Source organism: Streptomyces sp. ISL-99 (genome assembly GCF_018614005.1).
GTDB lineage: Bacteria > Actinomycetota > Actinomycetes > Streptomycetales > Streptomycetaceae > Streptomyces > Streptomyces flavidovirens.
Genome location: NZ_JAGGPC010000026.1, coordinates 17,273 through 44,001 on the forward strand (window position 1 = coordinate 17,273; position 26,729 = coordinate 44,001).

The following is a 26,729-nucleotide window of genomic DNA, read 5'->3' on the forward strand; positions in this document are numbered from 1 at the left end:
CCGTTCGGTGCTGGGCCGAGTCCTTACTCGACGACCTTCAGCAACTTGTTCGCCGTGCCGGTGCTCGGGTTGCTGATCTTGTCGAGGGTGGCGCCCCCGGTCAGCGCCGTCGCGACGGCCTCAGGGGTGGCGTCCTTGTGGCCCGCCAGGTAGACCGCGGCGGCGCCCACGACGTGGGGGGTCGCCATGGACGTACCGGAGATGGTCTTCGTGCCGGTGTCGCTGTCGTTCCAGGACGAGGTGATGTCCGAGCCCGGCGCGTAGATGTCCACGACCGAGCCGAAGTTGGAGAAGTCGGACTGCGCGTCGTCCTTGGTGCTGGAGGCGACCGTGATGGCCTCCTTCACGCGGGACGGCGAGCCCTGGCCGGCGTCGCTCGACTCGTTGCCCGCCGCTACGCCGTAGGTGACACCGGAGGCGATGGACTTGCGTACCGCCTCGTCGAGGGCCTCGTCGGCGCCGCCGCCGAGGCTCATGTTGGCGACGGACGGGCCCTGGTGGTTCTTGGTGACCCAGTCGATGCCGGCGACGACGCCCTCGGTGGTGCCCGCGCCCTGGTCGTCCAGGACACGGACCGCGACGATCTTCGCCTTCTTCGCGACACCGTGCGCGGCGCCCGCGATGGTTCCGGCGACGTGCGTGCCGTGGCCGTTGCCGTCGTCGGCGGAGTTGTCGTTGTCCACGGCGTCGAAGCCGTGGGTGGCGCGGCCCTCGAAGTCCTTGTGCGAGATGCGGACTCCGGTGTCGATGACGTACGCCGTGACGCCCTCGCCCGCGCTGTCCGGGTACGTGTACTTGCTGTCGCCGGCGGTGTTGGCCTGGTCGATGCGGTCGATGCCCCAGGACGGCGGGTTGTCCTGCGTCGCGCTGATGGTGAACTTCTTGTTCTGGACGACCTTGGCGACGGACGGGTCGGCGGCGAGGCGCTTGGCCTCGGTCTCCGAAAGACCGCTGGCGGAGAAGCCGTTGATGGCGGAGCTGTAGTTGCGCTGCAGCTTGCCGCCGTACTCCTTGGCCAGGTCCTGCTTGTCGGTCTTCTCGTCCAGCATCACGATGTAGCTGCCTGCGACCGCGCCCTTGGCGTCGGTTCCGTACACATGCCCCTGGGCAACGGGAGCCGCTCCCGCGAAGGAGGAGTTGAGTACGGTCACGCCTGCCGCTGCCGCCACGGCGGTTATCGCCGCGGTGAGCTTCAGCCGGCTGGAACGCTTGTGCATTGCCATGAAGAGGGGTCTCCTCGTCAAAATGTGGGGGGATTTGCCTCCGGACCGGAAGATCTCCGGGGGCTGCCTCGAAACCCTGACGGATTGACACGCTCAGATCAAGACCTACATGTGCCTGTTACTTAGTCAACAAGCTTTCGTAATAAGAAAAGGGGCAGCGCCTGCCAAGTCGGGCAGGAGCCCGACACCGTGGAACCTTCCGGCACGCCCGGGCATCCAGTTGTATGTCCGGTGACATCGGTTTCTGGTTTCCAGGGGGAGGACAACGCATGGACAGGCGGACGCTGTTACGTGGCGCGGCGGCGGGCGCGGTGGCGATTCCGGCCGCCGGTCTGCTCGGCGCGCCGGCCGCGAGCGCGGCTCCGGCCGACTACCGGGTGGCGCTCACCGACCAGAAGACCAACCGGTTCCTGGTCTTCGAGCGCAACCAGAGCTGGACCGACGCGAATCTCAAGTGGAGCTTCGATCCCGGCGGCGCGTCCGGCTGGAACGACCCGTTCGAGATCCGTTTCCGCGAGACGCGGCGGTACGGAATGATCGCGCTGATGACCGCCGGGGTGCCCGGCAACGGCCGGGCGGGCATCGTCCGGGTGACGGGGAACGGCAGCCGGCTCACCCGGGCCGACCTCCTGTGGGAGGTGAGCGTCGCCAGCTACCCGCACTCCGTCGAGCGGGTGCCGCACGCGGGCGCGGTGGTGGTGGCGGGGACCCGCGACCGGCTGCATGTGTACGGCGTGAGCAGCAGCAGTCTGGGCTCGCTCAAGCTCGTACAGACGATCACCAACATGCCGAAGCCGCACGCCGTCCTGTGGGACGACGAGAACAAGCTGCTGTGGGTGACGGGCGGCAAGGTGATCCGCACGTACAAGGTCGACGGCACGATGCGGAATGTGCGGCTGCGGAAGGCGGGAGCCGACATCGCCATCTCGGGGAACGGGCACGACATCCAGCCCGACTACGCGAACCCCGGCAAGCTCACCGTGACCGACAGCCACCATGTCTACTCGGTGGACAAGCTGACCCGCAGGGCGACGTCGTTCTCGGGGGCGGACTACGTCAAGTCGTACGTCCGCCATCCTTCGGGCGAGGCGATGTGGACGCTCGATCCGACGCCGGGGGACGCGCCCTACGGCGGCCCCACCGTGCATTTCTCCGGCGGGGCCACCAAGAAGCGGGCGGGCGCCCAGATCTACAAGGCGCGGATCGTGACGACCCGCTTCCACTGAACCGGCGCTAGCCAACGGGCAGTTCGGCCTCGATGAGGTCGGCTGCCCGCTGGGTGCCGCCCTCGGACGCCATGCCGAGACGGATCTCCTCGGCCCTGCGGACCACCTCGGGGTCGTCGACGAGGCCGAGGACGGCGGCGCGCAGCGCGTCGGCGGTGGCGTCCTCGGTGTCGATGCGGCGGGCGACGCCGAGCGAGACGAGCATGTCGGCGTTGCCGAACTGGTCGACGGCCTGCGGGACGGCGACCATCGGCGTACCGGTGGCGAGGCCCTCCTGGCTGCCGCCGGCGCCCGCGTGGGTGATGAAGGCGTCCGCCTGCTTGAGGACGGCCATCTGCGGCACCCAGCTGTGCACCTCGATGTTGGCCGGCACCTCGCCGAGTTCGGACTCGTCGACGTACTTACCGATCTGGAGCACGACGTGCCAGCCGGGCAGGTCGCCGAATGCCTTGACGCACTCGCGGTAGAAGCCGGGCTGTTTGGTGAACGTCGAACCGAGCGACACCAGCAGGACCTTGTCCGCCCCGGCCGGGCGCTGCCAGTCGCCCTGGTCCGCGCGGTCGCCCTGGCAGGCGCCGACGAAGGTGTACACGGACTCGTCGACGCGGTCGGCGTTGGGCTGGAGGACCTTGGGGATGAGGACGATACTGCGGCGCGGCCGGCCCATGAAGCGGTCGGGGTCGGTACCGGAGAGGCCGTTCTCGTCGAGCCAGGCGCAAAAGCGCGCGTAGTACGCCTTGCCGCGCTCGGACTGCTTGAGCTCGGCGAACATCGGCTCGGCGACCTCTTCCTCGTACCCCTCCCAGGCGACCAGGTTCGGGGAGAGCGAGACGGCGGGCACGCCCCAGCGGTGGGCGAGGACGCCCGCCGGATAGGAGGTGATGTCGTGGATGACGAGGTCGGGCACGTCGCCCGTGAACGCCTCGGCGAGCTGGGGCAGCGCCTGGACGGCGTCGTTGAGGAACGGCTCGACGTTGTCGATCAGCTCCGCGCCCCATGCCTCAGGGTTGTCCTCGGTGGGGAGCGTGGAGGTGTAGATCACCGGGTCGGCCCCGGTGACGGCGACCCGGTCGGCGAAGGAGGCGGGGATCGCGTACGAGACGCGGTGGCCCCGGGCGATGAGCTCCCGGATCACTTCGATGCTCGGGTTCACGTGCCCGGGGGCGGCGATGGAGAACATGGCGATGTGGGCACGCTTGCGTGAAGTCATGCCCCGACCATAAGCGAGACGATACGTCTCGTGCAACCAGAATTAGCGCTGGTAGCGGGCGAGTACCAAGTTGCCGTCCTCGACCAGGCGTTTCTCCAGCTCCCCGGCGTCGATCGCTCCGCTGTAGTACTCCTGGTAGGCGGGGGTCGCCACCTTGTCCTTCCACTCGGGGTAGCCGCGCACGGACTGCGCCGGCGCCGGCACCAGGTGCTCGGCGAGTGCCGTGCCGGTGGCCCAGCCGTCCTTCTCGGTGCGCAGGGCCGGGTCCTTCAGCGCCGCGGTGCCGGTCGGCAGCATCCAGTCGCCCTTGGCGAGGCGCGCCATGTTGGCGGGCCGGAGGAAGAAGTCGATGAACTCCATCGCCTCCTTCTTGTACGGGCTGTCCTCGGCGATCGACAGCGTCTGGGGGCTCACGCCCTGGGCCGGTCCTCCGGCGCCCGCCGGGGCAGGCAGCACCGTCCACTCGAAGCCCTCGGGCGCCTGCTGCACGATCTGCTGCCGGTAGGAGAAGCCGAGCGGCACCATGGCGTACTTGCCGCCGAAGAAGCCGGGCAGGGTGTCGGAGCCGCCCATGCCGAGGGTGGCCGCCGATGCGCTCTTGTCGGTGTTGACCTGGTCGCGGATGGTGCCGGGAACCACGGCGTCGCCCTCGGTGAAGCGCACCTTCGCCTTGCCGCCGGCGTCGCGGTGGAAGAGTTGCCCGCCCGCCGAGAGCCCGAGGTTGAGGGTGGCGGAGACGGGATCCTTCAGGGGCCAGGCGACGCCGAACCTCTTGCCGTCGCCGCCACTCAGTTCCTTGGTGATCTGCCGGAACTCCGGCCAGCTCCACAACTTTTCGGGAGTCGGGATGCGTACGCCCGACTCCTTGAGGATCTTCTCGTTCGCGATCAGGACCCTCGGCTCCTGGAGGAACGGCACGCCGTACACGCCCTCGCCGAACGTCGCCGTCCCCCAGCTGCGCCGCGGGATGTCGCTCCTCAGCCGGGCGGGCAGCAGCTCACGCAGATCGGTGAGGTAGCCGCCGTACGCGAAGTCGGCGAGGTCGTCGGAGGCGTCGTGGATGATGTCCGGCGCCTCGCCGCCCTCGAAGGACGTCAGCAACTGGTCGTGGACGCTGTCCCAGCTGCCCTGGACGTACTCGACGCGGACGTCGGGATGCGTGGCGTTCCACTCGTCGACGAGCTCCTTGTTGGCGTCGACGGACTCCTTCTGCCAGGCGAGGGACTGGAAACGGAGCGTGATCTTCCCATCGGCGTCCCGGCCGCCGCCGTCGCCGTCCGAGCAGCCGGTGAGCAGCAGCAGCGAGGCGAGCGCGGTGGCCGTGAGCCGCTTTGCCTTCGTGAGCCGGGCGATACGTCGCATCACGCCTTCACCGCCCCGGCCATCATCCCGCCCGTGATCCGTTTCTGGATCACGGCGAACACGACGAGAGAAGGGAGCGTGGCGAGGAACGCGGCGGCGGCGAGGGGGCCGAGGTCGGCCACGCCCTCGGCACCGAGGAAGTGGGTGAGCACGACCGGCAACGTCTGCATCGAAGGGGTCTTGAGCAGGACGAGCGCGAAGAAGAACTCGTTCCATGCGGTGATGAACGCGAACAGCGCGGTGGCGACGATGCCGGGGGCCAGCAGCGGGGCGGTGACGGAGACGAGCGTACGGAGCCTGCTCGCGCCGTCGACCGCGGCGGCCTCCTCCAGCTCGCGCGGTACGGCCCGGACGTAACCGACCAGCATCCAGAGCGCGAAGGGCAGCGACCACACGACGTACACCATGATCAGGCCCGCCAGGGAGTTGATGAGGTGGAGGTTCTTGAGGATGAGGAAGAGCGGGATGATCACCAGGACGAAGGGGAACGCCTGGCTGACCACGACCCAGCCGGTGGCGGCGGCGGAGAGCTTGTTGCGGTGGCGGGCCATGACGTACGCCATCGGGGTCGCGATGACGACGGCGATGAGGGCCGCCGAGAGGGCGGCGACGAGGCTGTTGAGCGCCGCTTCCAGCAGGGGCTGTTCGTCGAAGGCCTGACGGAAGTTGTCGAGGGTCGGGTTCTGCGGGATCCAGGTGGGATGCAGGGAGCCGAGCTCGCGCGCCGGCTTGAAGGCCGTCGAGACCAGCCAGAGGAACGGGAAGGCGAGAAAGACCAGGTAGCAGATGAGCGCGAGGTACTGGCCGGCGCGTGCGGACCTGCGGGTGCGGATCGTCACTGGTCTTCGGCTCCCTTCAGGCGGCCCACGAGGTAGAAGGCGAGCATCACCGAGATCACCGCGACCATGACGCAGCCCATGGCGGCGGCGTAACCGAACTGGCCGTACCGGAAGGCCTGTTCGTACGCGAAGAGCATGGGCAGGCGGGTGCGGCCCCCGGGGCCGCCGCTGGTCAGGACGTAGACCAGCGCGAAGGAGTTGAAATTCCAAATAAAATTGAGCGCGGTGATGGCGAGGGCGACCGGCTTGATGGCGGGCCAGGTGACGGTACGGAAGCGGCGCCACGCCCCGGCGCCGTCGAGGGCGGCCGCCTCGTGCAGCTCGTGCGGGGTGTTCTGGAGGCCGGCGAGCAGGGCCACTGTGGTCTGGGGCATGCCCGCCCAGATGCCGACGAGCATGACGGCGGGCAGGGCGGTGGCGAGGCCGGTCAGCCAGTCGCGTCCGTCGCCCAGGCCCAGGTCGCGGATGGTCTCGTTCAGGATCCCGGCGTCGGGGTGGTAGACGAGGCGCCACATGATGCCGACGACCACTTCGGGCATGGCCCACGGGATGATGGCGAGCGCCCTGGCCAGCCAGCGGAAGCGGAGGTTCTGGTTGAGCAGGAGGGCGAGGCCGAGCGCCAGCAGGAACTGCGGAACGGTCACCCCGACCGCCCAGAGCAGGCCGATCCGGAACGAGTCCCAGAAGAGCGTGTCGTGCAGCAGGTCCTGGAAGTTCAGCAGTCCGATCCACTGGGTGGGTGTGGTGCGGCCCGACTGGGCGTCGGTGAAGGCGAGGGCTATGCCGTAGAGCAGCGGGCCGACGCTGAGGATCAGGATCGGGATGAGCGCGGGCAGCACCAGGACCCAGGCGCCACGGTCCGCCGCACCACTGCTGGAGCTTCTGCCGGACCGCGCCTTCGCGGTCTTCGATGTCACGGAATCGACTCCTTCGGGCGGCTCGGCCGATCTGGACTGCCCGGCCGTCCCGGCGGCCCCCGTCATCGTGCTGACGGGTCATCGGTTCGTCAACCCCACCTGCGGGAATGCGAGAATCAGTGCTCATGGACGAGACACGAGCACGCAAGGTCCTGGCCACTGCCGGACTCCCCGCCTCCGCCGCCGACGCGAAGCTGCTGGCGCTGGGCGAGAACGCGGTGTTCGCGGTCGGCTCCGTGGTCGTCAAGGTCGGCCGCCGCGACCCGGAGCTGGTGGCGCGGGCCGAGCGCGAGCTGGCCGTCGCGGCCTGGCTCGCCTCTTCGGGCGTCCCCGCCGTACGGGCCGCCGAGCCGAAGCCCCGTGTGATGGACGGCCACCCGGTGACGCTGTGGCACCGACTGCCCGAGTCCGTACGGCCTGCGGGCCCGCAGGATCTCGCAGCGCTGCTGCGCCTCGTCCACGCCCTGCCCGCGCCCTCCTTCCCCCTCCCCCGGCGTGAGCTGCTGGGCGGCGTCGAGCGGTGGCTGCGGCTCGCCGGGGACGCGATCGCCCCGGCTGACGCGGCGTACCTGCGCGAGCGGCGCGACGGCTTCGCGGCGGCGTCGGCCGCGCTCACCCCGCACCTGCCGCAGGGGCCGATCCATGGTGACGCGCTTCCCCGCAACGTCCATGTCGGTCCCGAAGGGCCGGTCCTGGTGGACCTGGAGACCTTCGCCGCCGACTTCCGCGAGCACGACCTGGTGGTCATGGCCCTCTCGCGCGACCGCTACGGCCTGGCGCCCGAGGCGTACGACACGTTCACCTCGGCGTACGGCTGGGACGTACGCGAATGGGCCGGCTTCGCCGTGCTGCGCGGCGCCCGTGAGACGGCAAGCTGCGCGTGGGTGGCGCAGCACGCCCCGTCCAGCCCGGCGGCGCTCGCCGAGTTCCGCCGGCGGGTGGCGTCCCTGCGCGACGGCGACCCGGAGGTCCGCTGGTATCCGTTCTGAGGCGCGGTCAGCCGCTCTCGATCCGGGTCAGAGCGCGACCGGGGTCAGTGCGCGCAGCGGCCACCTGGGATCGATGACCGCGTCCGGGGTGCCCTTCTTGCGGAGGAACTCCTGGAAGTCGGCCGCCCAGTCGGCGTACCACTGAATCTGCTTGTCGTGCAGCTCGGCAGGGGCCAGCGCCGCGATCGACGGATGGCGCTCGGCTATCGCGCGGGCGACCCTGACCGCCGCGAGGGCGTCGGCCGAGGCCTCGTGGGCGCCGTCCAGGACCACGCCGTACTCGGCACAGACGGCTTCCAGCGTCCGCTTGCCCCTGCGGTAGCGGTCGACGGCGCGGTCGATCGTGTACGGATCGATGACGGGGCCGATGCCCGCGCCGCCCCGCCGCTCACTCAGTGACGGCAGCCCGTGCCTGCGCAACTCGGCCGCGAGCAGCGTCAGATCGAATGCCGCGTTGTAGGCGACGACGGGCACCCCCTGCGCCCAGTACCCGGTGAGGGTCTCCGCGATCTGGTCGGCGACCTCACGGGCCGGCCTGCCCTCCGCACCGGCACGCTCGCTGCTGATCCCGTGGATCGCTGACGCCTGCGCCGGAATGCGGATGCCAGGGTCGGCCAGCCAGTCGCGCTGCCGGGACACCCTGCCGTCCTGCACGCCGACGATCGCGGCGGTGACGATGCGGGACTCCAGCGGCTCCGTGCCGGTCGTCTCCAGGTCGAATCCGACCAGCGGTTCCCCGTGCCATCCCATCGTGGGACCTCCTTCGTGATGCTCCCCCGGAAGCTCCCCGGTGGAGAACCACCCTCGCACGCACCACTGACAACGCCCTCGCAGGCGGGTCAGGACAGCGGTCAGGACAGCGGTCGGGACACCGGTCAGGACACCGGCCGGGAGTCCGCCCACACGGCTTCGAATTCCTCCCGGTACGTCTCGAAAAGACCGTGTTCGCTGTTCTGACTGTCCTGTCCATGCCTGACCACGCCACGCCCACTGCCCCGCAGCACCAGCACCGGCGCCTCCATGCCACGCGCCTTGCGCAGATACGGCTGGACAACGGCCAGTCCGTCCGAGCCGTCCCCGTCCACGAGGTAGGCCGTGAAGCGCGGTGTCTCGTCGAAGACCTGGATCTGGAACGCCCCGGGATCACGGAGCTTCGAGCGCACCCGCCGCATGTGGAGGATGTTCATCTCGACCGAACGGCTCAGTTCGCCCTTCTTCAGCCCCAGTTCGCGCTCGCGCCGTTTGACCGCGCTGCTCGCCGGATTGAGGAAGAGCAGACGTATGCGACAGCCGGACTCCGCCAGCCGCACCAGCCGCCTGCCGGAGAAGTTCTGGACGAGGAGGTTCAGGCCTATGCCGATCGCGTCGAGGCGCCGCGCGCCGCCGAAGAGGTCCTCGGCGGGGAGCTGGCGCTGGAGGCGTACCCGGTCCGGGTGGACGCTGACGACATCGGCATACCTGTCCCCCACCAGTTCCTCGACGGCGTCCACCTTGAGCCGGCCGCCGGACTGCACGCCGGCCCCGCTGCCCAGGATTTCGAGGAGCCGCGCGGACGCCCGTTCCGCCTGGGCGAGGACCGCCTCGGACAGCGCACGGTTGCGCGAGACGACGTTACGGGTGACTTCCAGCTCGTCCAGGGCCAGCTCGACCTCGCGCCGGTCGTCGAAGTACGGCTCGAAGCACGGCCAGTGCTGCACCATGAGCTCGCGCAACTGCGGCAGCGTGAGGAAGCTGATGACGTTGTCGTCGGCCGGGTCGAGCAGGTAGCCCTTCCTGCGGGACACCTCCCGCACCGCGACGGCGCGCTGCACCCACTCCTGCCCAGCCGGCCCCGCGGCCGCCACCACCCAGTCGTCCTCGCCGTGCACCGGCTCGTAGATGGGCCGGAGCACGGCGGCGACAACGGCGCGCAGCCGCTGCTCCACGAGGTTCAGCCAGATGTAGGCCCGCCCCGCCCGCTGAGCGCGCGTACGCACCTCGCTCCAGGCGTCCGCGTCCCAGTCCAGCTCCGCGCCGATCTCCATCGGACGCGCAAGCGAGACCGCTCCGGGCGGGACGCCTGCGGAACCCCCCTCGTGACCTGCGTCACCGGGGGGCAGTTCCAGCCCTCCCGAGCTCACCCACGCACCGCCTTCAGCTCCTGGAAGCCCCGTCTCCAACGATCAAGGAAGGGTACTCCGCGAGCGGGAGGCGGTGCAGCCGATCCGCAGGCTCCTTTCTCAACTCCCCTACTGGTAGTTCCCGTTCTGTCCTGCGAGATCAGCCGGAGTGAGCGGATTCATAGCGGTTACGTCCCTGGGCGCGAGCTGGAAACCCTGCCAGTGGACCGGCATGGGCTGCTGGTCCTCGTCCCGGGCTATGTGGTGGAAACCGATGTTGACCCAGGTGATCGGATTCGTGAGGGTCTCGCCGTTGGCCCACTTGTCGACGCTGTTCGGCGCGTTCGCGCCACCGCAGTCGCGGATGTTGTTGCTCGCGAACTGCTCACATTTGCGGTAGTTCGTGAAATAGATGTCGTGTTTGGTGAAGCTGCGCCCGGGGTGCTTGTTGGAGGGCCCCGGCACGATCTCGTACGAGCGCGCGTGTCCGTCCTTGTTCTTGCCGGTCGCACTGACGACCCGCCACCACCGCATGCTCTTGGCGTCGCCCGCGAGCTCCTTTGCTATGGGGGTACGGGTGGTCTTTGTGGTGGGGCTGCCGTTGCCACGCGGCGGGGTGACCTTCGAGTCGTACTGCTCGATCCGGTTCTTCGAGCTGCCGTCGAGACCGAAGTTCAGCCGCCAGAAGACGTTGTGGCTGTGGCTGGTGGCGTAGTCGCGTGCGCCCTTGCCGATCGGCCAGCCCCGGCCGTCGGTGGCGTCGTAGTCGTCCGGCGCAAGGCTGCCCGTGGCACCGACGTTGGCGGATATGGTGCCGTCGGACGAGAAGCGCCACTCGGTGATGTACTCGTACCAGGACACCTTGTTGACGGTGTAGACGAGCAGGTCCTTGCCCTGGGCCTGCCAGACCTTGGTGCCTTCGTCGCTGGCGAGGCGGTACGCGTGCCCGCGCGCACGCGTGGTCGCGCAGATCCCCTTGACGTTGCCCACCTCGCGGAGCCGGACGGTCCGGATGGTGCCGCCGGGGCATTCGGCCGGATTCAGGTTCTGGAGTCCCTGGCCGAAGCCGTAGCTGGTCAGATCGTCGTACTCCGCCTCGCCGTTGTCGTACGGCACGTGCACCTGTGCGAGCTTGCCGCTCGTCAGGACGCGGATCGGTTTGGGTTCGCCCTTGGGCTGGTACGACACCTTCTCCAGGACCAGGCCGGCGTCGCTGTCGTAGTTCCAGCACATGCGCCAGGTGGTGCCGCCGTCGAGTTTCTGCTCGATGCGGTACGCCGCGCTGCAGTCGGCCGGGGCCGGTGCGGGTGCGGGTGCCGCGGGCGCGGCCTTGGGTGCCGCGGAGGCCGCGGAACCGCCCGCGGTGGCGAGGCTGCCCATCAGGGCGGCGGCCGCGAGGGTTGCAGCGGCCCGCTTGCGGGCAGCAGAAGTTCTGTTGACGTGCATGAGGATGAACTCCCTCGTACGGAAGTGCGGGAAGGGACTGAAGAGGATGAGTCGGACGGGAGGGCCGGGAGGGTCAGCCGACGCGGCCGACCTTCCTCGCGCTCAGGTCGACGACGAGATCGCGGGTGTCGATCCACGGTCCGTTCACGACCTTGGACGTGACGCGGACGCAGCGGTGCACGCCGCACTGCGCGAGCGCCCGCGGCACCGTCTCCTCCAGGTCCGCCCGGTAGATCCCGCCGTTCACCCACAGCTGGTCCACCGAGGTGAGGGGCTTGCCCATGGCGTCCTGGTAGTCCTCCTTCAGACCCTTGCCGAGCGGACTCGCCAGGATCAGCTCCGTGGCCTCACGGTTCTCCGCACGGGTCGGCGACGGCTGTACGCCCTTGAGCACGCCGGTCCGCTCGACCTTGCCGGTGGCGAGGTTGACGGTCTTCGTCACCAGCTCGTCGCTCTTGTAGTCGTAGTACGAGACTTCCGCGCGGCGCGGCGGCGCGGCGTCGTCGGCCTCGGACGGCTCCATCTCGCTCAGGTTCGTGGCGAGGTGCTGCGGCCCCCGGTCCCCCTCGACGTCCCTGCCGCCGACGAACTGCGACGGCGTCAGCGCGAGCTTCTCCACCCGCTCCAGCTCGGCGTCGGTCAGGGGGTCCCTGCCGATGCCCTGCTCGCCCTCGCCCGGGGCGTCCTCGACGACCCCGGGCGCCGGGGCCTGCCCCGCCGCCGCGCTCCCACCGTCCCGGTCCCCCTGGGCGCTCTGCTCGCCCCGGTCGGCCCCGGCGACGGCCGCGCTCCCCGTCCGGCCGCCGCGCGTGTCGTCGGCGGCGCCTGCCGGATCCGGCAGCGTCACCCCGATCATCACCGCGGTGCCGGTCACCGCTATCGCGGCCCCCGCCAGCATCTTCCCCAGATGCCGGCGCACTGTCCTGTGCACAATGCCCCCTACTCTCCCGGGAGCCCTCCGTCGCTCCGCGCGTCACGCGCGACAGCAACTGGCATACCGGGTATGCGTGGTCACCCGGTAGGACGGTGCGAAGTCCTAGGAGGTTGCCCCACTTTCGGGGAAGATCTGTGCGAAGTGCCCCGCAGAACCCGGATCAGAAGTGGAAGAGTCGATCGCATGCAGGTCTGGCCGGGAGAGGCTTACCCACTCGGCGCCACGTACGACGGCGCCGGAACGAATTTCGCTGTCTATTCGGAGGCCGCGGACCGGATCGAGTTGTGCCTGTTGCACGACGACGGTTCGGAGACGGCGGTGGAACTGCGCGAGTCCGACGCGTTCGTACGTCATGCCTTCCTGCCCGGCATCATGCCGGGCCAGCGCTACGGCTACCGGGTCCACGGCCCGTACGCCCCGCAGGAGGGCAAGCGGTGCAACTCCGCCAAGCTGCTGCTCGACCCGTACGCGCGGGCCATCAGCGGCAAGATCGACTGGGGCGAGGCGGTGTACGGCTACCACTTCGGGAAGCCGGACTCGCGCAACGACCTGGACTCGGCGCCGCACACGATGGCGTCGGTGGTGGTCAACCCGTACTTCGACTGGGGTGACGACCGCCCGCCACGCACGGACTATCACCGCACCATCCTCTACGAGGCCCACGTGAAGGGCCTGACGATGATGCACCCGGACCTCCCCGACGAGCTCCGGGGCACCTACGCGGCGCTGGCGCATCCCTCGATCATCTCGCACCTGACGGAACTGGGGGTGACCGCCCTCGAGTTGATGCCGGTGCACCAGTTCGTCAACGATCACCGGCTGGCCGACGCGAATCTGAGCAACTACTGGGGCTACAACACCATCGGTTTCTTCGCCCCGCACAACGCGTACGCCTCCTGGGGCGACCGCGGCCAGCAGGTCCTGGAGTTCAAGACGGCCGTACGGGCGCTGCACCGGGCCGGCATCGAGGTCATCCTCGACGTCGTCTACAACCACACGGCGGAGGGCAACCATCTGGGCCCCACGCTCTCCTTCCGCGGCCTCGACAACGCCTCGTACTACCGTCTCGCCGACGATCCCCGGTACTACATGGACACCACGGGGACCGGGAACTCGCTGCTCATGCGCTCGCCGCACGTACTGCAGCTGATCATGGACTCGCTGCGGTACTGGGTGACCGAGATGCACGTCGACGGGTTCCGCTTCGATCTGGCGGCGACACTGGCCCGGCAGTTCCACGAGGTGGACCGGCTCTCGTCCTTCTTCGACCTGGTGCAGCAGGACCCGGTGGTCAGCCAGGTGAAGCTGATCGCCGAGCCGTGGGACGTGGGCGAGGGCGGCTACCAGGTGGGGAACTTCCCGCCGCTGTGGACCGAGTGGAACGGCAAGTACCGCGACACCGTGCGGGACCTGTGGCGCGGTGAGCCCCGGACGATCGCCGAGTTCGCGGGGCGCCTGACCGGGTCGTCCGACCTGTACCAGGACGACGGCCGCAGGCCGCTCGCGTCCATCAACTTCGCCACCTGCCACGACGGTTTCACACTGGCCGACCTGGTCTCGTACAACGACAAGCACAACGAGGCCAACGGCGAGGGCAACCGGGACGGCGAGAGCCACAACCGGTCCTGGAACTGCGGGGCGGAGGGCGACACGGACGACCCCGCGATCCTGGAGCTGCGCGCCCGTCAGATGCGCAACTTCATCGCGACGCTGATGCTGTCGCAGGGCGTGCCGATGCTGTCGCACGGGGACGAGTTCGCCCGGACGCAGCGCGGCAACAACAACGCCTACTGCCAGGACAACGAGCTGTCGTGGGTCCACTGGCCGGACAAGGAGGCCGAGGAGGGTTCGCTCCACACCTTCACGCGCGCGATGGTGTGGCTGCGGCGGGACCATCCGGTCTTCCGGCGCAGGCGCTTCTTCCACGGGCGGCCGGTGGAGGGTACGCACGACGATCTGTCGGACATCGCGTGGTTCACGCCGGACGGCAAGGAGATGGCCCAGCGGGACTGGCAGGCGGCGCACGCCAAGGCGCTGACGGTGTTCCTGAACGGTCACGCGATCTCGGAGCCGGGGCCGCGCGGCGAGCGGATCTCGGACGACTCCTTCCTGCTGATGTTCAACGCGAGCGCCAAGGACCTCCATTTCACCGTTCCCGTCAACCACGGGAAGCAGTGGCAGGTCGTGGTCGACACGGCGCGGCCCGAAGGGGTGCCGCCCGGGAGCGGTGCCAAGGTGGGCGCGGGCGAACACGTCACGCTGATCGGGCGCAGTCTGGTGGTGTTGCAGCGGCCTGCTTAGTGGCCACCGCGGGAGCGGGGCGGGCGGTCCACGCGAGTACGGCGCAGAGCGTGGCCGCCACCACCGCGACGGCGAACGCCGCGGGCGGCCCGCTGCCCTCCGCCAGGCGTCCCGAGAGGGCGAGGGCCAGGGCCTGGCCGCCGACGATGCCGCTGGTCAGGAAAGCCATCGACTCGGCCAGTCTGTTCTCGGGAACGATCCGTTCGGTGAGGCCGAAGAGGGTGATCAGGTGCGGGGCGTACGCGACGCCGAGGACCACGACGACGGCGTACAGCGCCCACAGTGACTCGACGAAGAGCAGCGGGACGGAGAGCACGATCAGGGCGGCCGTCGCGGCGCGCCAGCGGGCCGTCAGGGTGATCGTGGCGGGCACTGCCGCCATGGCGAGTCCCGCTGCGGCGCTCATGACGCCCATGGCCGCGTAGACCAGCCCGGCCTGCTCCGGCTGCCCCAGTCGCTCCGTGAGCGCGGTGATGCCCGCCTGGGACGCGCCGAACATGGCTCCCTGAAGCACCATCGCGGTGCGCAGCGCGTACACCGCGCCGGGCAGGCTCGTACGTACGGAGGAGGCCTTGCGGTGCGCGGGGCGTACTCGGGACGCCGTCGGATGCAGTGCGAACCAGGTGCCGCAGACGGCCAGCAGACCCGCTGCCCCGAGCAGGGCGGCCGCGGGGTGCGCGAGAGCCGCGGCGAGGCCCACGAGGGCGGGGCCGAGGACGAATGACACCTCGTCGAGCGTTCCCTCGAACGACAGGACGGTGTTGATGAGCCGTTCGTCGGCGCCGTTCCTGCGGGCGAGCGCGACCGATCGCGTGCGCGCCATCGGGCCGACCTGGGGAACGCTCGCGCCGGCGAGCGCGCCGATGAGCGCGAGCGGGAGCGTGCCGACGTGGTCGAGGGCGGCGACCACGAGAGCGGCGACGGCGACCGCGTTGACGAGGGCGGCGACCAGGACGACGGTGCGCTGTCCGTGACGGTCCGCCACCCGGCCGAGGAGCGGCCCGCCGGCCGTCTGCCCCGCGGCGAGGGCGCCGCCGACCAGTCCGGCCGTGGCGAGGCTGCCGCTGGTCTCCGCGACCAGCAGGAGGCTGCCGAACTGGCACATGGCGGTCGGCAGCCTGCCGAGGAACGACACGACGGGCAAGACGGGTCCGGTGAGGGCGATGACCTTGCGATACGTCTGAAGGGTGCCGGGCATCAGGTGAACGTAATACCGGTTCATCACACGTACGCATGGGTCGATGACACAGAAGGCCCCAATGCGGGTACGTACGTTCGCATGACGCCCACCGCCACCTATCGTCTGCAGCTCCGCTCCGACTTCGCCTTCTCGGCCGCCGAGGAGGCGGTGCCCCATCTGGCCGCTCTCGGGGTCTCGCATCTGCATCTGTCACCCGTACTCGAAGCCGTGCCGGGCTCCCAGCACGGGTACGACGTCGTCGACCACGCGCGCGTGCGGGCCGAACTCGGCGGCGAGGAGGGACTGCGGGCGCTGTCCCGCACGGCCGGCGATCACGGTCTCGGCCTGATCCTGGACATCGTGCCGAACCATATGGCCGTACCGGCGCCCGAGAGCCTGAACCGACCGCTGTGGGAGGTGCTGAGAGAGGGGCCGGGTTCGCCGTACGCCCGGTGGTTCGACATCGACTGGGAGGGCGGCGGCGGCAAGGTGCTGCTGCCCGTACTGGCGCACCGGATCGGTGACGAGCTGGAGGACCTGACGGTCGATGGCGAGACCCTTCGCTACTACGACCACACGTTCCCGCTGCGCGAGGGCACGGCGAGCCTGCCGATGCCCGAACTGCTGGACGCTCAGTGGTACCGGCTCGGCTGGTGGCGGCTGGCGCGCACCGAGCTGAACTACCGCCGCTTCTTCACCATCTCGGAGCTGATCGGGGTGAGGGTGGAGGACCCGGAGGTCTTCGCGGCCTCGCACGCGAAGATTCTGGAGCTCGTACGGGACGGGGTGGTGGAAGGGCTGCGCATCGACCACCCGGACGGCCTGGCCGACCCGGAGGCGTATCTGCGGCGCCTCGGTGAGGCGGTCGGGGGCCGCTGGACGGTCGTGGAGAAGATCCTGACCGGTCCTGAGCGGCTGCCCGCCGAATGGCCCGTCGCGGGTACGACGGGGTACGACGCGCTGTACCGGATCGACGGTCTGTTCACCGATCCGGACGGCACCGGGGAACTGACCGCTCACTACCGCGATTTCGCGGGGCCTGCCGGGGACCGGGGCGGCTACTGGGAAGCGACAGTACGACGGTCGGCGTACAAGGTGCTCACCCATGAGCTGGCCGCGGAGACCCGCTACCTCGTCCGTACGGCCGAACGGATCTGCGCGGCCGATCCCGCCCTGCGCGACTACGCGCCCTGGGCACTGCGGACTGCAGTACGGGAACTGCTGGTGCGCGTCCCCGTGTACCGCCCGTACGTGACGGCGGGCGGGCCCTGTCCCGAGAGCGCCGAGGCCGCCGTTCCGGTGGAGGCGGCGCGGCAGGTGAAGGCGGCGTTCGCGGTGCGGGAGGAGGCGGCGGTCGTCGATGTGGTGCGCGATCTGGCGCTGGGGAAGCTCGGCGGGGGGCCGGACCGGGCGGCGTTCTGCGCGCGGTTCGCGCAGACGGCGTCGGCGCTGCGGGCCAAGTCGGTGGAGGACACGGCCTTCTACCGGTACACGCCGCTGATCTCGGCGAACGAGGTGGGCGGCGAACCCGGAACGCCCGCCGTGAGCCCGGCGGACTTCCACGCGTTCTGCGAGCGGCTGGCGCGCGACTGGCCGGCCACCGGCACCGTACTGTCCACGCACGACACGAAGCGCAGCGCCGACGTGCGCGCGCGGATCGCGGTGCTGTCCGAGTGCCCGCAACGGTGGGCCCGGCTGCTCGCGGGCCTGGTCTCAGTCCCCGCCCCCGACGCCCACCTCGCGTGGACGGCCTGGCAGACCGTACTCGGCTTCGGGGAGCCGGACGCGGAACGGCTGACGGCCACGCTGCTGAAGTCCGTATGGGAGGCGGGGCTGCACACCAGCTGGACCGAGCAGGACGCCGGGTACGAGCAGGCGGTGGCCGACTTCGTGGCGGCGGGCCCCGCCGGGCCGCCGTTCGAGACGGTGGCGAAGTTCGCGCGGGATCTCGGTCCGTACGTACGGGCCAATGTGCTCGGGGCCGCGCTGCTGCATCTGACGATGCCGGGGGTGCCGGACCTCTACCAGGGCACGGAGCGGGAGTTCCGCGCCCTGGTGGACCCGGACAACCGGCGCCCTGTCGACTTCACGCCGCCCGCCGCGGACGACGGCGGCCTGTCCGCGGAGAAGTACGCCGTGACGGTGGCGGCGCTCGGCCTGCGGCGGGCGCGCCCGGAGGTCTTCGACGAGTCGGGCACGTATACGCCGCTAAGGGTCGCGGGGCCCGCCGCGGACCACTGCGTGGCGTTCTGCCGCTCCGGGGAGACCGTCACGGCCGTCACACGCCTGTCGCTGCGCCTTGCGGAGGCGGGCGGCTGGCGCGACACGGAGCTGGTGCTGCCGGAGGGGAGGTGGGGGGATGTGCTGGCGCCGGGGCGGGGGTTCACGGGATCGGTGTGCGTGGCCGACCTCTTCACGGAACGCCCGGTGGCGCTCCTGACCCGGGAGCGGCCGTAACGACATCTCCTGCGGAGCTTTTCCCCTACCCGCCCCTTCCCACGGTGACACTGTGCGGCTCCGCCGCGCGGGGGGGCGAGCCCCAGACCCCGGACGCCCTACGGGCGTGTCCTCAAACGCCGGACAGGCTGGAAGTGGCTGAGCACCATCCAGCCCCTCCGGCGTTCGAGGATCCGGGCTTTCCGTACGGCCACGCGTCGCACAGCACATCCGCGAACGCCGCCGCCGCGCCCGTGAGCTCGACGCGGGAGAAGACTGTCAGGGCGCGCCGCCAGGGCGGGTCGACCGGGAGCACCACGCAGTCCTCACCCACAGCTCCCCGCACGACGTGCGACGGCGCGGTGGCGACGCCCACACCGGCCGCGGCCATGCGGACCGCCGTCGAGGTGTGCTCGGTGCGTACCGCCGTGCGCGGTACGAAGCCCGCCTCGGCGCAGGCCCAGTCGAGGAACCGCTGCCCGTCGATCACCGCTTCCATCGCGCACCGCACCCAGGTGCGGTCGGCCAGCTCCGTGAGGCGTACCGACGTACGGCCCGCGAGGCGGTCGTCAAAGGCGACGACCAGCACGATCTCCTCCTCACCGACCGGCACCACGGGGCCCTGCCACTGGCGCGACGGGGCCGGACCGACCGCGAGATCGGCGACGCCCCGTTCCAGTTGCTCCTCCAGCGCCTCGGTCGTCGCGTACTCGTGCAGCACCAGGGCCACGCCCGGGTGTGCGCGTCGCCAGCGGGCGAAGACGTCGGGGAGGATGCCGACGGCGACCGAGTGGAGGGTGGCGATGTGCAGCTCGCCGCCCTCGGCCCCGGCGGCGGCCCTGGCGGCACGCTGAGCCTGGACGGCGCTGCGCACGGCGAGTTCGGCGTGCGGCAGGAAGGCGCGGCCCATCACGGTCAGCCGTACGCCGCGCGGCATGCGTTCCAGCAGCGCGCCGCCCACGGACTTCTCCAGGGCCTTGATCTGGTGCGAGAGGGCGGGCTGCGTGACGTGCAGGCGCTCGGCGGCCCTGGTGAAGGACTCCTCCTCGACGACGGTGACGAAGTACTCCATCTGCCGCAGGCTCATCCGGCCACCCACTCCCTCCCACAAGGCTCCCATAAGGACTGTGCATCGATGCCAGAGAAACATTGCCTTGGACTCATGACAAGGACCGGCGGACGCTGATGTCATGACTGAAGCTCATGAAACCGATGTGGTCGTGATCGGCGGCGGCACCGGCGGTTACAGCACCGCCCTGCGCGCCGCGTCCCTCGGCCTGAAGGTCGTCCTGGTGGAGCGGGACAAGGTGGGCGGTACGTGCCTGCACCGTGGCTGCGTCCCCAGCAAGGCGATGCTGCACGCCGCCGAACTCGTCGACGGCATCGCGGAGGCGCGGGAGCGCTGGGGGGTGAAGGCGACGCTGGAGTCGGTGGACTGGCCGGCGCTGGTGGCCACCAGGGACGACATCGTGTCCCGCAACCACAAGGGCGTCGAGGGGCACCTCGCGCATGCCGGAGTGGAAGTGGTGCGGGGCAGCGCGGGGTTGACCGGTGCGCGGAGTGTACGGGTGGCAGGCGGAGGCGGCGGCGCCTTCACCGCGCGCCGCGGCATCGTCCTGGCGACCGGGTCCCGGCCTCGTACGCTGCCGGGGCTGCCCCCGGACGGGAGCCGCGTCGTGACCAGCGACGACGCGCTGTTCGCGCCCGGGCTGCCGGCGTCCGTACTGGTGCTCGGCGGTGGCGCGATCGGCGTGGAGTACGCCTCGTTCCACCGTTCCATGGGGGCCGAGGTCACCTGATCGAGGCTGCGGAACGGCTCGTACCGCTCGAAGACGCCGATGTCTCCCGCCACTTGACGCGAGGTCTGAAGAAGCGCGGCATCGACGTGCGGGTGGGCGCGCGGCTGCTGGACGTGACGGTGCTCGACGACGGTGTACGGGCGGATGTCCGCACCTCGCGCGGCGAGACCCGTACGGTCGAGGCCGCGCGGCTGCTGGTCGCCGTGGGTCGCGCCCCCGTGACCGACGGTCTCGGCCTGGCGGCGGCCGGACTGGCCACCGACGAGCGCGGCTTCGTCGTGCCCGCCGACTGGTCCCGGCTGGAGACGGCCGTACCGGGCATCCATGTGGTCGGTGACCTCCTGCCGCCACCCTCGCTCGGGCTGGCCCACGCCTCGTTCGCGGAGGGTCTGCTGGCGGCCGAGACGCTGGCGGGTGTCGCGTCGCCGCCCGTGGACTACGCGGCGGTTCCCCGGGTCACGTACTCCTCGCCGCAGACCGCCTCGGTGGGTCTGAGCGAGGCCGAGGCACGGGGCCGCGACCACGACGTGGTGGTCAACACCATGCCCCTGACCGCGGTGGCCAAGGGCATGGTGCACGGTCAGGGCGGCGTGGTGAAGGTCGTCGCCGCGCGCGGCGGGCAGGTGCTCGGTGTCCATCTCGTGGGACCGCACGTCTCCGAGATGATCGCCGAGAGCCAGCTGATCGTCGGCTGGGACGCCGAGCCCGCCGACGTGGCCCGCCACATCCACGCCCACCCGACGCTCTCCGAGGCGGTCGGTGAAACCTTCCTCACCCTCGCCGGGCGGGCGTTGCATCAGCGGTAGCGGGGCGGGGCAGGTCGCCGGGCGGGGTCTCGGGGCCGGGTGCGGTGGTTCGCGGGCGGCCCCAGCAGCGGTCGCCGAGGAGTGCCATCGCCGAGGGAAGGATCAGCGCGCGCAGCACGATCGCGTCGAAGAGCACCGCCACCGTGAGTCCCACGGCGATCTGCTTCATCTCGATGCGGTCGATGAAGAGGAAGCTGACGAAGACCGACACCATGATGACCGCGGCGCTCGTGACGACACTCGCGGAGCCCGTGATCCCGTCCACCACGGCCTCGCGGGTCGCCGCCCCGCGCCGCACGGCCTCCTTGATCCGGTTGACCACGAAGATCTGGTAGTCGGTGGAGAGGCCCACCAGGATGGCGAAGACCAGCAGCGGTGTACGGGAGCCGACGAATCCGGTGGATTCGAAGCCGAGGAGTCCCTCGGCCCAGGTGCCCTGGAAGACCAGCGTCAGTACGCCCCAGGAGACCAGCACCGCCGCGAGGTTGAGCAGCACGCTGAGCACGGCCATGACGACGGAGCGGAACGCCGCGTACATGAGGGCGAGGGTCGCCAGCGACACGAAGAGGATCACCCAGGGCAGCCTCTTCTCCTGGTGCGCCGCGTAGTCCGCGCCGTAGGCGATCTCGCCGCTGACGGCGGCCTCGGTGCCCGCCACCCTGCCGACGGTCGCCGGTACGAGTTCACCGCGCAGCAGCGCCAGGGAACGGTCCGCCGCCTCGGAGTTCTCGGCGTACGGGACGGGCAGCGTCAGCATCGCGGAACGTCCGTCCTCGGAGGTGCGCAGCCGCGGTGCGGTGCCGTCCCGGGCGAAGAGTTCGTTGCCGCTGGTCCGGTCGGCGAGCCGGCGCAGGGCGGCCTTCGCCTCGTCGGCGTGGGCGGCGTCCGACCGTACGACGACGAGGTGCGCGGTCCCGTCGGCCGGGTAGGCGGCCGTCAGCCGGTCGTACGTCGCCATGGCGGCCACGCTGTCGGGGAACGTGTCCTTGCCCTCGGTGCCGAGCTTCATGCCGAGGGTGGGCAGGGCGAGCGCCGCCGTGGCGGCGAGTCCGGCGAGCAGGGTCACGAGCGGCCTGCGCATGACCGGCCGCAGGAGGGCGGACCACATGCGGCTCTGCTCCGGGGCACGGGCACCTTGGGCCGCACGGCGTCGCGCCCGGCGGCCGTCCGTCCGGTGTCCCAGCTTGGCGAGCAGCGCGGGCAGTACGGTCAGCGATCCCGCCACCGCGACAAGGGTGACCAGGATCGCCCCGGTGGCGATCGACGAGAAGATCACGTCGTCCATCAGGTACAGGCCGCCGAGCGCGAGGGCGACCGCCAGACCCGAGTCGACGACGGCGCGCCCCGAGGTGGCGGCGGCGAGTTCGACGGCGGCGGCGTGGCTGATCGTGCCTCCTGTGCGTTCGCGCTCCTCCCTGGCCCGTTTGAGGTAGAAGAGCGAGTAGTCGACGCCGACCGCCATGCCCAGCATGAAGATGACGCTCAGCGCCGCCCCGCCGGCGTCGGGGGTGATCCAGGAGGCGAGACCGTAGAGGCCCACCGCTCCCGCGAAGGCGAAGAGGGCGAGCAGTACCGGTATGCCGGCTGCCAGGACCGAGCCGAAGACGACGAACAGGATGAGGAAGGTGACCGGCAGGCTGATCGCCTCGGTGCGCTGAAGGTCCTTGCCCTGCTTGTCGTTGACCCCGTTGGAGAGCGAGGCGCTGCCGGTCTGTTCGACCCGCAGGCCACGGTGTTCGCTCCGTACGGCCTCGGTCTGTTCCAGGAGTGCGTCGACATCCTCCTTGGCGGTCTCCTTGTCGCCGCGCAGGGTGACGGCGACCATCAGCGCGGAGCCGTCCGCGGCGGCCTTCGGCGCGGCGACCGATACAACAGCGGGCAGGTTCTCCATCCGTCGCCGCACATCGCGTGCGGCGTCTTCGGCGGCAGCGGCGTCGGGTTTCCCGCGGTGCTCGGCCGTGATCAGCACCCGCTCGACGGGCGCGGGTGTGAGCCCTGCGTCGGCGGCGATGGCCTCGGCCCGCCCGGCCTCACCGATCCAGAAGTCGGAGAACTGCCCTTTGTTCATGCCCACGGCGCTGCCCGCGCCGACACAGACGACGAGGAACACCAGCCACCCTGCTATGGCTCGCCATGGATGCGTGGCACACCATCGCGCGAGGGTGACCGTGATCGGCTGCCCGCTGCCGGCCATTGTGGTTCCTCCGAGGACGCCTTTGCTTCTTGATCAGCGTCCCGGTCCGGGCCCCTCGCGGTCACTGGTACCAGCGGCCGGAGTCTCCTGCGGTTAACCCCACCCCCGCCCCCTGCGGGCAGCCCCGGCTCAGCGTGCGGACAGCCGGAAAGTCATCCGCCCGAAGCTGACCTGGTCCCCGTCCCGCACCAGGACCGCTCCCGTGACCCGCCGCCCGTTGACGGACGTCCCGTTGGTCGAACCGAGGTCGCGCAGGGTCCACATGCCGCCCTGCGCGGACAGTTCGGCGTGCACGCGCGAGACCGTCTCGTGGCTGAGCCGCAGTCCGTTCGCGGGGTCGCGCCCGATCCTCAGCGGGTACGGGCCCGGCTCGGGGAACAGCAGCTTCGGCAGCCGCTCCGACTGCCACGCCCTGCGCAGCCGCACCGTGAACGCCGACGCCCGCTCCACCGCGCCGAACAGCCCCCGCGCCCAGCGGCTGTCGGTCTCCAGATCGGAGGTGAGTACGGCCAGTTCGTCGGACCGGCGGGCGACGAGCGCGAGTTCCATCCGGCGTATGAAGGTGTCGTGCGACAACTTGCCCTGGGCCGCGCCTTCTCTGAGCACCCCGAGGACACGGTCGCGCTCGGCGTCGGACAGCCGAGCGGGATACGTGTGGAACTCGAAGGAGGACGTCACAGACCTGATTGTCGGGCCGCCGGGGCACAAGTGTCCAGAAGAAGAAGATGTACCTGCGGATCATGCTCGCCTGACGCACCATGGGTGACGGCATCGTCGACGAGAGGGGCCACCAGTGCGGTTCGAGGTGTGGGCACCGAAGGCCGAGCGGGCAGAGCTTCAGCTGGCGGGCGGCACGTACGCCATGGAGCGCGATCCGGCGCGGGACGGGTGGTGGACGGCGGACGCCGACGCGGGTGACGGGGCGCGTTACGGCTTCTGCCTGGACGGCGGCCCTGTTCTGCCCGACCCGCGCTCCCGCCGCCAGCCGGACGGCCCCGACGGCCTCAGCGCCGTCGTGGACCACAACGCCCATGAGTGGCGGACGGATTGGCCGGGCGGCGCCCCACTGGCGGGCGCGGTCCTTTACGAGCTGCACATCGGTACGTACACCCCGGAGGGCACCTTCGACGCCGCCGCCCGGCGGCTCGGCCATCTGGCGGAGCTGGGCGTCACCCACGTCGAGGTGATGCCCGTGTGCCCGTTCCCGGGAACGCACGGCTGGGGGTACGAGGGCGTGTCGCTGTGGGCCGTGCACGAGCCGTACGGCGGTCCCGAAGGGCTCAAGCGGTTCGTCGACGCGGCGCACGCCCTCGGTCTCGGCGTCGTGCTCGACGTCGTCCACAACCACCTCGGCCCCTCCGGCAACTACCTGCCCCTCTTCGGCCCGTACTTCACGGACACCCACCACACCCCCTGGGGCTCGGCCGTCAACCTCGACGCACCGGGATCCGACGAGGTGCGCGCGTATCTGCTCGGCAGCGCGCTCGCCTGGCTGCGCGACTACCGCGTCGACGGACTGCGGCTCGACGCGGTCCACGCCCTCGCGGACACCCGTGCGCTGACGTTCCTCGAAGAGCTGTCCACGGCCGTCGACACGCTCTCCGCCGAGGTGGGCAGAAAGCTCTTCCTGATCGCCGAGTCCGACCAGGGGGACCCGCGCACGACGGCCCCGCGCGAGTCGTGGGGGCTCGGTCTGCACGCTCAGTGGAACGACGATTTCCACCACGCCCTGCACACCGCTCTCACCGGCGAGTCCCAGGGCTACTACGCCGACTTCGCCCGCGCTCCCCTCGGCGCGCTCGCCAAGACGCTGACCCGGGTGTTCTTCCACGACGGTACGTATTCGACGTTCCGAGGACGCGTTCACGGCCGTTCCGTGGACCGCACGAGAACCGCCGCGCACCGCTTCCTCGGTTACGCCCAGACGCACGACCAGATCGGCAACAGGGCCCTGGGAGACCGCCTTTCCGCCACCCTCTCCCCCGGCCTGCTCGCCTGCGCCGCCACGCTCGTCCTCACCGGCCCGTACGTCCCCATGCTCTTCATGGGCGAGGAGTGGGCGGCCCGCACCCCCTGGCAGTTCTTCACCGACCACACCGACCCGCAGCTCGCGCAGGCCGTACGGGAGGGCAGGAGGCGGGAGTTCGCCGCGCACGGCTGGGCGGAGGAGGACATCCCCGACCCGCAGGACCCACGGACCAGGGAACGCTCCTGCCTGGACTGGTCGGAGCAGGAGAACGAGCCGCACGCGCGCGTGCTGGCCTGGTACCGCGAGCTGATCGCGCTGCGCCGCGAGCGGCCCGACCTCGCCGACCCGGACCTGGCGGCGGTCAAGGTCGCGTACGACGAGGCCGCACGCTGGCTGGCATTCCGGCGCGGCGACATCCGCGTCGCGGTGAACCTTTCGAAGACGTCCGCCACGATCGGCCTCGGCCGCAACGGCCTGAGCCGCGTACTGGCGGCCTGGGAGCCGGTCGACGCACCGGGCGCCGACGGGCTGCTGCGCCTGCCGCCGGAGTCCTGTGTCGTACTGGGCCCCGCCGGCAGCTGACCACAGCACGGCCGGCAGCAGGTCTCAGCCAACGACCGCCATCTCGCGGGCCGTCGTGTTGAGGCGGCGCCCGCCGTCCTGCGTGACGGTCACGATGTCCTCGATGCGTACGCCGAAGCGCCCCGGAAGGTAGATGCCGGGCTCGATGGAGAAGCACATGCCGGGTACGAGCGGCTGCCGCTCGCCCTCGATCATGTACGGCGGTTCGTGCGTGGTCACGCCGATGCCGTGTCCGGTGCGGTGGATGAACCGGTCGCCGTACCCGGCCTCGGTGATGACCGCGCGCGCCACCCGGTCCACGTCCTGGCAGGCGATGCCGGGCCGCACCGCCTCGAACGCCGCCTGCTGCGCCTCCCGTACGACATCGTGGACGCGCTGTTCCTCGGCGCTCGGGCCGTCGCCGACATGGACCGTACGGGAGGTGTCGGAGCCGTAACCGTGCTTGAGGCCGCCGAAGTCGAGGACGACCGTGTCGCCCCGCTCGATGACGCGCTCGCCGGCCTCGTGGTGCGGGTTGGCGCCGTTCGGTCCGCTGCCGACGACCGTGAAGTCGACCTGCTCGTGACCGAACTGCGTGAGCAGGTGGGCGAGTTCCGCGGCCACCTCGGTCTCGCGCCGCCCGGAGAAGCGGACCCTGAGGATCTCCTCGTACGTCGCGTCCGCGGCGGCGCCCGCCGCCTCCAGCCGGGCCAGTTCGGCCGGGTCCTTGACGGCCCGCAGCATGGGCAGGGCGGCGGTCAGCGACACGTACGAGGTGCTGGGCAGTGCCTGCTGGAGGGCGAGCAGATGCATCGCCCAGGTGTTGTCGCTCACCGCGAAGCGGCCGTTGGAGTCGAGGAGCGGCGCGGTGACGGCGTACGGGTCCTTGCCGTCCGTCCAGTCGCGCAGGGTCAACGCGGCGGCTCCGGCGGCCTGCTCGGCGTCCGGTGCCTCCAGGGTCGGCACGACGAGTACGGGGTCGTGTTCCACGGACAGGACGAGCAGCGTCAGACGTTCGGTGTCCGCCGGGGGGTGGTAGCCGGTGAGGTGGACCAGGTCGGGTCCGGGCGCCACGAGTACGCCGTCCAGGCCGGCTTCGGCGGCCGACCGGACCGCGCGGTCCATCCGGGCGCGGTAGTCGTCGGCGGTGAAGGGCGCGGGGGCGGGCGCGGACGCGGACGCGGATGCGGATGCCGATGCGGGTGCGGGTGCGGAAGGCCGGGGCGCGGAGGACATGG

General features: G+C 70.7%; 19 protein-coding genes and 1 pseudogene. 6 read left to right on the plus strand and 14 right to left on the minus strand.

The window, feature by feature from the left end:
• Positions 1-23 precede the first annotated feature (23 nt).
• Positions 24-1,223 (minus strand): S8 family peptidase, encoded by a 1,200-nt coding sequence (locus J7E91_RS16085; protein WP_214904373.1) that lies wholly within the window; start codon positions 1,221-1,223, stop codon positions 24-26.
• 269 nt (positions 1,224-1,492) lie between these two features.
• Here J7E91_RS16085 and J7E91_RS16090 point away from each other — a divergent pair, with 269 nt between their 5' ends.
• On the plus strand, positions 1,493-2,449 hold the full coding sequence (locus tag J7E91_RS16090) for a DUF6528 family protein (RefSeq protein ID WP_214904376.1): 957 nt from the start codon (positions 1,493-1,495) through the stop codon (positions 2,447-2,449).
• 7 nt (positions 2,450-2,456) lie between these two features.
• Here the strand turns inward: J7E91_RS16090 and mgt are convergent, their stop codons facing one another.
• The 4 genes from mgt to J7E91_RS16110 are packed head-to-tail and all read right to left on the minus strand — an operon-like array spanning position 2,457 to position 6,777.
• On the minus strand, positions 2,457-3,659 hold the full coding sequence (gene mgt / locus J7E91_RS16095; protein ID WP_214904379.1) for a macrolide-inactivating glycosyltransferase: 1,203 nt from the start codon (positions 3,657-3,659) through the stop codon (positions 2,457-2,459).
• A gap of 42 nt (positions 3,660-3,701) precedes the next feature.
• Positions 3,702-5,021, minus strand: a complete 1,320-nt coding sequence (locus J7E91_RS16100; RefSeq protein ID WP_214904382.1) for an ABC transporter substrate-binding protein — start codon at positions 5,019-5,021, stop codon at positions 3,702-3,704.
• A complete protein-coding gene (locus J7E91_RS16105; protein ID WP_214904605.1) occupies positions 5,021-5,854 on the minus strand; it encodes a carbohydrate ABC transporter permease in 834 nt (277 codons plus the stop codon). Before J7E91_RS16105 ends, J7E91_RS16100 begins: the two co-directional genes overlap by 1 nt.
• Positions 5,855-5,856: 2 nt before the next feature.
• Positions 5,857-6,777 (minus strand): carbohydrate ABC transporter permease, encoded by a 921-nt coding sequence (locus J7E91_RS16110; RefSeq protein WP_214904385.1) that lies wholly within the window; start codon positions 6,775-6,777, stop codon positions 5,857-5,859.
• A gap of 125 nt (positions 6,778-6,902) precedes the next feature.
• Here J7E91_RS16110 and J7E91_RS16115 point away from each other — a divergent pair, with 125 nt between their 5' ends.
• Positions 6,903-7,766 (plus strand): phosphotransferase enzyme family protein, encoded by an 864-nt coding sequence (locus tag J7E91_RS16115; protein ID WP_214904388.1) that lies wholly within the window; start codon positions 6,903-6,905, stop codon positions 7,764-7,766.
• Positions 7,767-7,793: 27 nt separating this feature from the next.
• Here the strand turns inward: J7E91_RS16115 and J7E91_RS16120 are convergent, their stop codons facing one another.
• From J7E91_RS16120 to J7E91_RS16135, 4 genes are all read right to left on the minus strand, one after another.
• Positions 7,794-8,516, minus strand: a complete 723-nt coding sequence (locus J7E91_RS16120) for a 3'-5' exonuclease (RefSeq protein WP_214904391.1) — start codon at positions 8,514-8,516, stop codon at positions 7,794-7,796.
• Positions 8,517-8,641: 125 nt separating this feature from the next.
• Positions 8,642-9,886 carry an SAV2148 family HEPN domain-containing protein gene (locus J7E91_RS16125; protein WP_214904394.1) on the minus strand — a complete coding sequence of 415 codons (1,245 nt, stop codon included), beginning with the start codon at positions 9,884-9,886 and terminating at the stop codon, positions 8,642-8,644.
• 108 nt (positions 9,887-9,994) lie between these two features.
• The gene (locus J7E91_RS16130; RefSeq protein WP_214904396.1) at positions 9,995-11,311 is read right to left on the minus strand and encodes a copper amine oxidase; all 1,317 of its coding nucleotides are present in this window, start codon (positions 11,309-11,311) and stop codon (positions 9,995-9,997) included.
• A 73-nt stretch (positions 11,312-11,384) separates the two neighbouring features.
• Complete coding sequence (locus J7E91_RS16135; RefSeq protein WP_214904399.1) at positions 11,385-12,242, minus strand: Tat pathway signal sequence domain protein; 858 nt, start codon at positions 12,240-12,242, stop codon at positions 11,385-11,387.
• 186 nt (positions 12,243-12,428) lie between these two features.
• Between J7E91_RS16135 and glgX the strand changes: the two genes are divergently transcribed.
• Positions 12,429-14,546 carry a glycogen debranching protein GlgX gene (gene glgX, locus J7E91_RS16140; RefSeq protein ID WP_214904402.1) on the plus strand — a complete coding sequence of 706 codons (2,118 nt, stop codon included), beginning with the start codon at positions 12,429-12,431 and terminating at the stop codon, positions 14,544-14,546.
• Here glgX and J7E91_RS16145 read toward each other — a convergent pair.
• Entirely contained in the window at positions 14,500-15,744 is a 1,245-nt protein-coding gene (locus tag J7E91_RS16145) for an MFS transporter (protein WP_214904405.1), read from the minus strand. The two genes, glgX and J7E91_RS16145, sit on opposite strands and share 47 nt — an antisense overlap.
• A gap of 81 nt (positions 15,745-15,825) precedes the next feature.
• Here J7E91_RS16145 and treY point away from each other — a divergent pair, with 81 nt between their 5' ends.
• Entirely contained in the window at positions 15,826-18,183 is a 2,358-nt protein-coding gene (gene treY, locus J7E91_RS16150) for a malto-oligosyltrehalose synthase (RefSeq protein ID WP_214904408.1), read from the plus strand.
• Positions 18,184-18,295: 112 nt separating this feature from the next.
• On the opposite strand, the gene J7E91_RS16155 is transcribed toward treY, so the two are convergent.
• Positions 18,296-19,249 (minus strand): LysR family transcriptional regulator, encoded by a 954-nt coding sequence (locus J7E91_RS16155; RefSeq protein ID WP_214904411.1) that lies wholly within the window; start codon positions 19,247-19,249, stop codon positions 18,296-18,298.
• Positions 19,250-19,352: 103 nt separating this feature from the next.
• On the opposite strand from J7E91_RS16155, the pseudogene lpdA reads away from it, so the two are divergent.
• Positions 19,353-20,767 (plus strand): annotated as a pseudogene (gene lpdA, locus J7E91_RS16160) (dihydrolipoyl dehydrogenase).
• Here the strand turns inward: lpdA and J7E91_RS16165 are convergent.
• Positions 20,733-22,961 carry an MMPL family transporter gene (locus J7E91_RS16165; protein WP_214904414.1) on the minus strand — a complete coding sequence of 743 codons (2,229 nt, stop codon included), beginning with the start codon at positions 22,959-22,961 and terminating at the stop codon, positions 20,733-20,735. The pseudogene lpdA and the gene J7E91_RS16165 sit on opposite strands and share 35 nt — an antisense overlap.
• Positions 22,962-23,090: 129 nt before the next feature.
• Positions 23,091-23,639, minus strand: a complete 549-nt coding sequence (locus J7E91_RS16170; RefSeq protein ID WP_214904417.1) for a DUF1707 and FHA domain-containing protein — start codon at positions 23,637-23,639, stop codon at positions 23,091-23,093.
• Between the two features lie 115 nt (positions 23,640-23,754).
• Here J7E91_RS16170 and treZ point away from each other — a divergent pair, with 115 nt between their 5' ends.
• Entirely contained in the window at positions 23,755-25,512 is a 1,758-nt protein-coding gene (gene treZ, locus J7E91_RS16175) for a malto-oligosyltrehalose trehalohydrolase (RefSeq protein ID WP_214904420.1), read from the plus strand.
• A 24-nt stretch (positions 25,513-25,536) separates the two neighbouring features.
• Here treZ and J7E91_RS16180 read toward each other — a convergent pair whose 3' ends face one another.
• A complete protein-coding gene (locus J7E91_RS16180; protein WP_214904437.1) occupies positions 25,537-26,727 on the minus strand; it encodes a Xaa-Pro peptidase family protein in 1,191 nt (396 codons plus the stop codon).
• Positions 26,728-26,729 lie beyond the last annotated feature (2 nt).

Coding starts and splice junctions, on each gene's coding strand:
- treY (WP_214904408.1), top strand. CDS start 15,826: ATGACGCCCACCGCCACCTATCGTCTGCAGCTCCGCTCCGACTTCGCC.
- J7E91_RS16085 (WP_214904373.1), bottom strand. CDS start 1,223: ATGGCAATGCACAAGCGTTCCAGCCGGCTGAAGCTCACCGCGGCGATA.
- J7E91_RS16130 (WP_214904396.1), bottom strand. CDS start 11,311: ATGCACGTCAACAGAACTTCTGCTGCCCGCAAGCGGGCCGCTGCAACC.
- J7E91_RS16155 (WP_214904411.1), bottom strand. CDS start 19,249: ATGAGCCTGCGGCAGATGGAGTACTTCGTCACCGTCGTCGAGGAGGAG.
- J7E91_RS16120 (WP_214904391.1), bottom strand. CDS start 8,516: ATGGGATGGCACGGGGAACCGCTGGTCGGATTCGACCTGGAGACGACC.
- glgX (WP_214904402.1), top strand. CDS start 12,429: ATGCAGGTCTGGCCGGGAGAGGCTTACCCACTCGGCGCCACGTACGAC.
- mgt (WP_214904379.1), bottom strand. CDS start 3,659: ATGACTTCACGCAAGCGTGCCCACATCGCCATGTTCTCCATCGCCGCC.
- J7E91_RS16180 (WP_214904437.1), bottom strand. CDS start 26,727: ATGTCCTCCGCGCCCCGGCCTTCCGCACCCGCACCCGCATCGGCATCC.
- J7E91_RS16145 (WP_214904405.1), bottom strand. CDS start 15,744: ATGCCCGGCACCCTTCAGACGTATCGCAAGGTCATCGCCCTCACCGGA.
- J7E91_RS16090 (WP_214904376.1), top strand. CDS start 1,493: ATGGACAGGCGGACGCTGTTACGTGGCGCGGCGGCGGGCGCGGTGGCG.
- J7E91_RS16165 (WP_214904414.1), bottom strand. CDS start 22,961: ATGGCCGGCAGCGGGCAGCCGATCACGGTCACCCTCGCGCGATGGTGT.
- J7E91_RS16115 (WP_214904388.1), top strand. CDS start 6,903: ATGGACGAGACACGAGCACGCAAGGTCCTGGCCACTGCCGGACTCCCC.
- J7E91_RS16100 (WP_214904382.1), bottom strand. CDS start 5,021: ATGCGACGTATCGCCCGGCTCACGAAGGCAAAGCGGCTCACGGCCACC.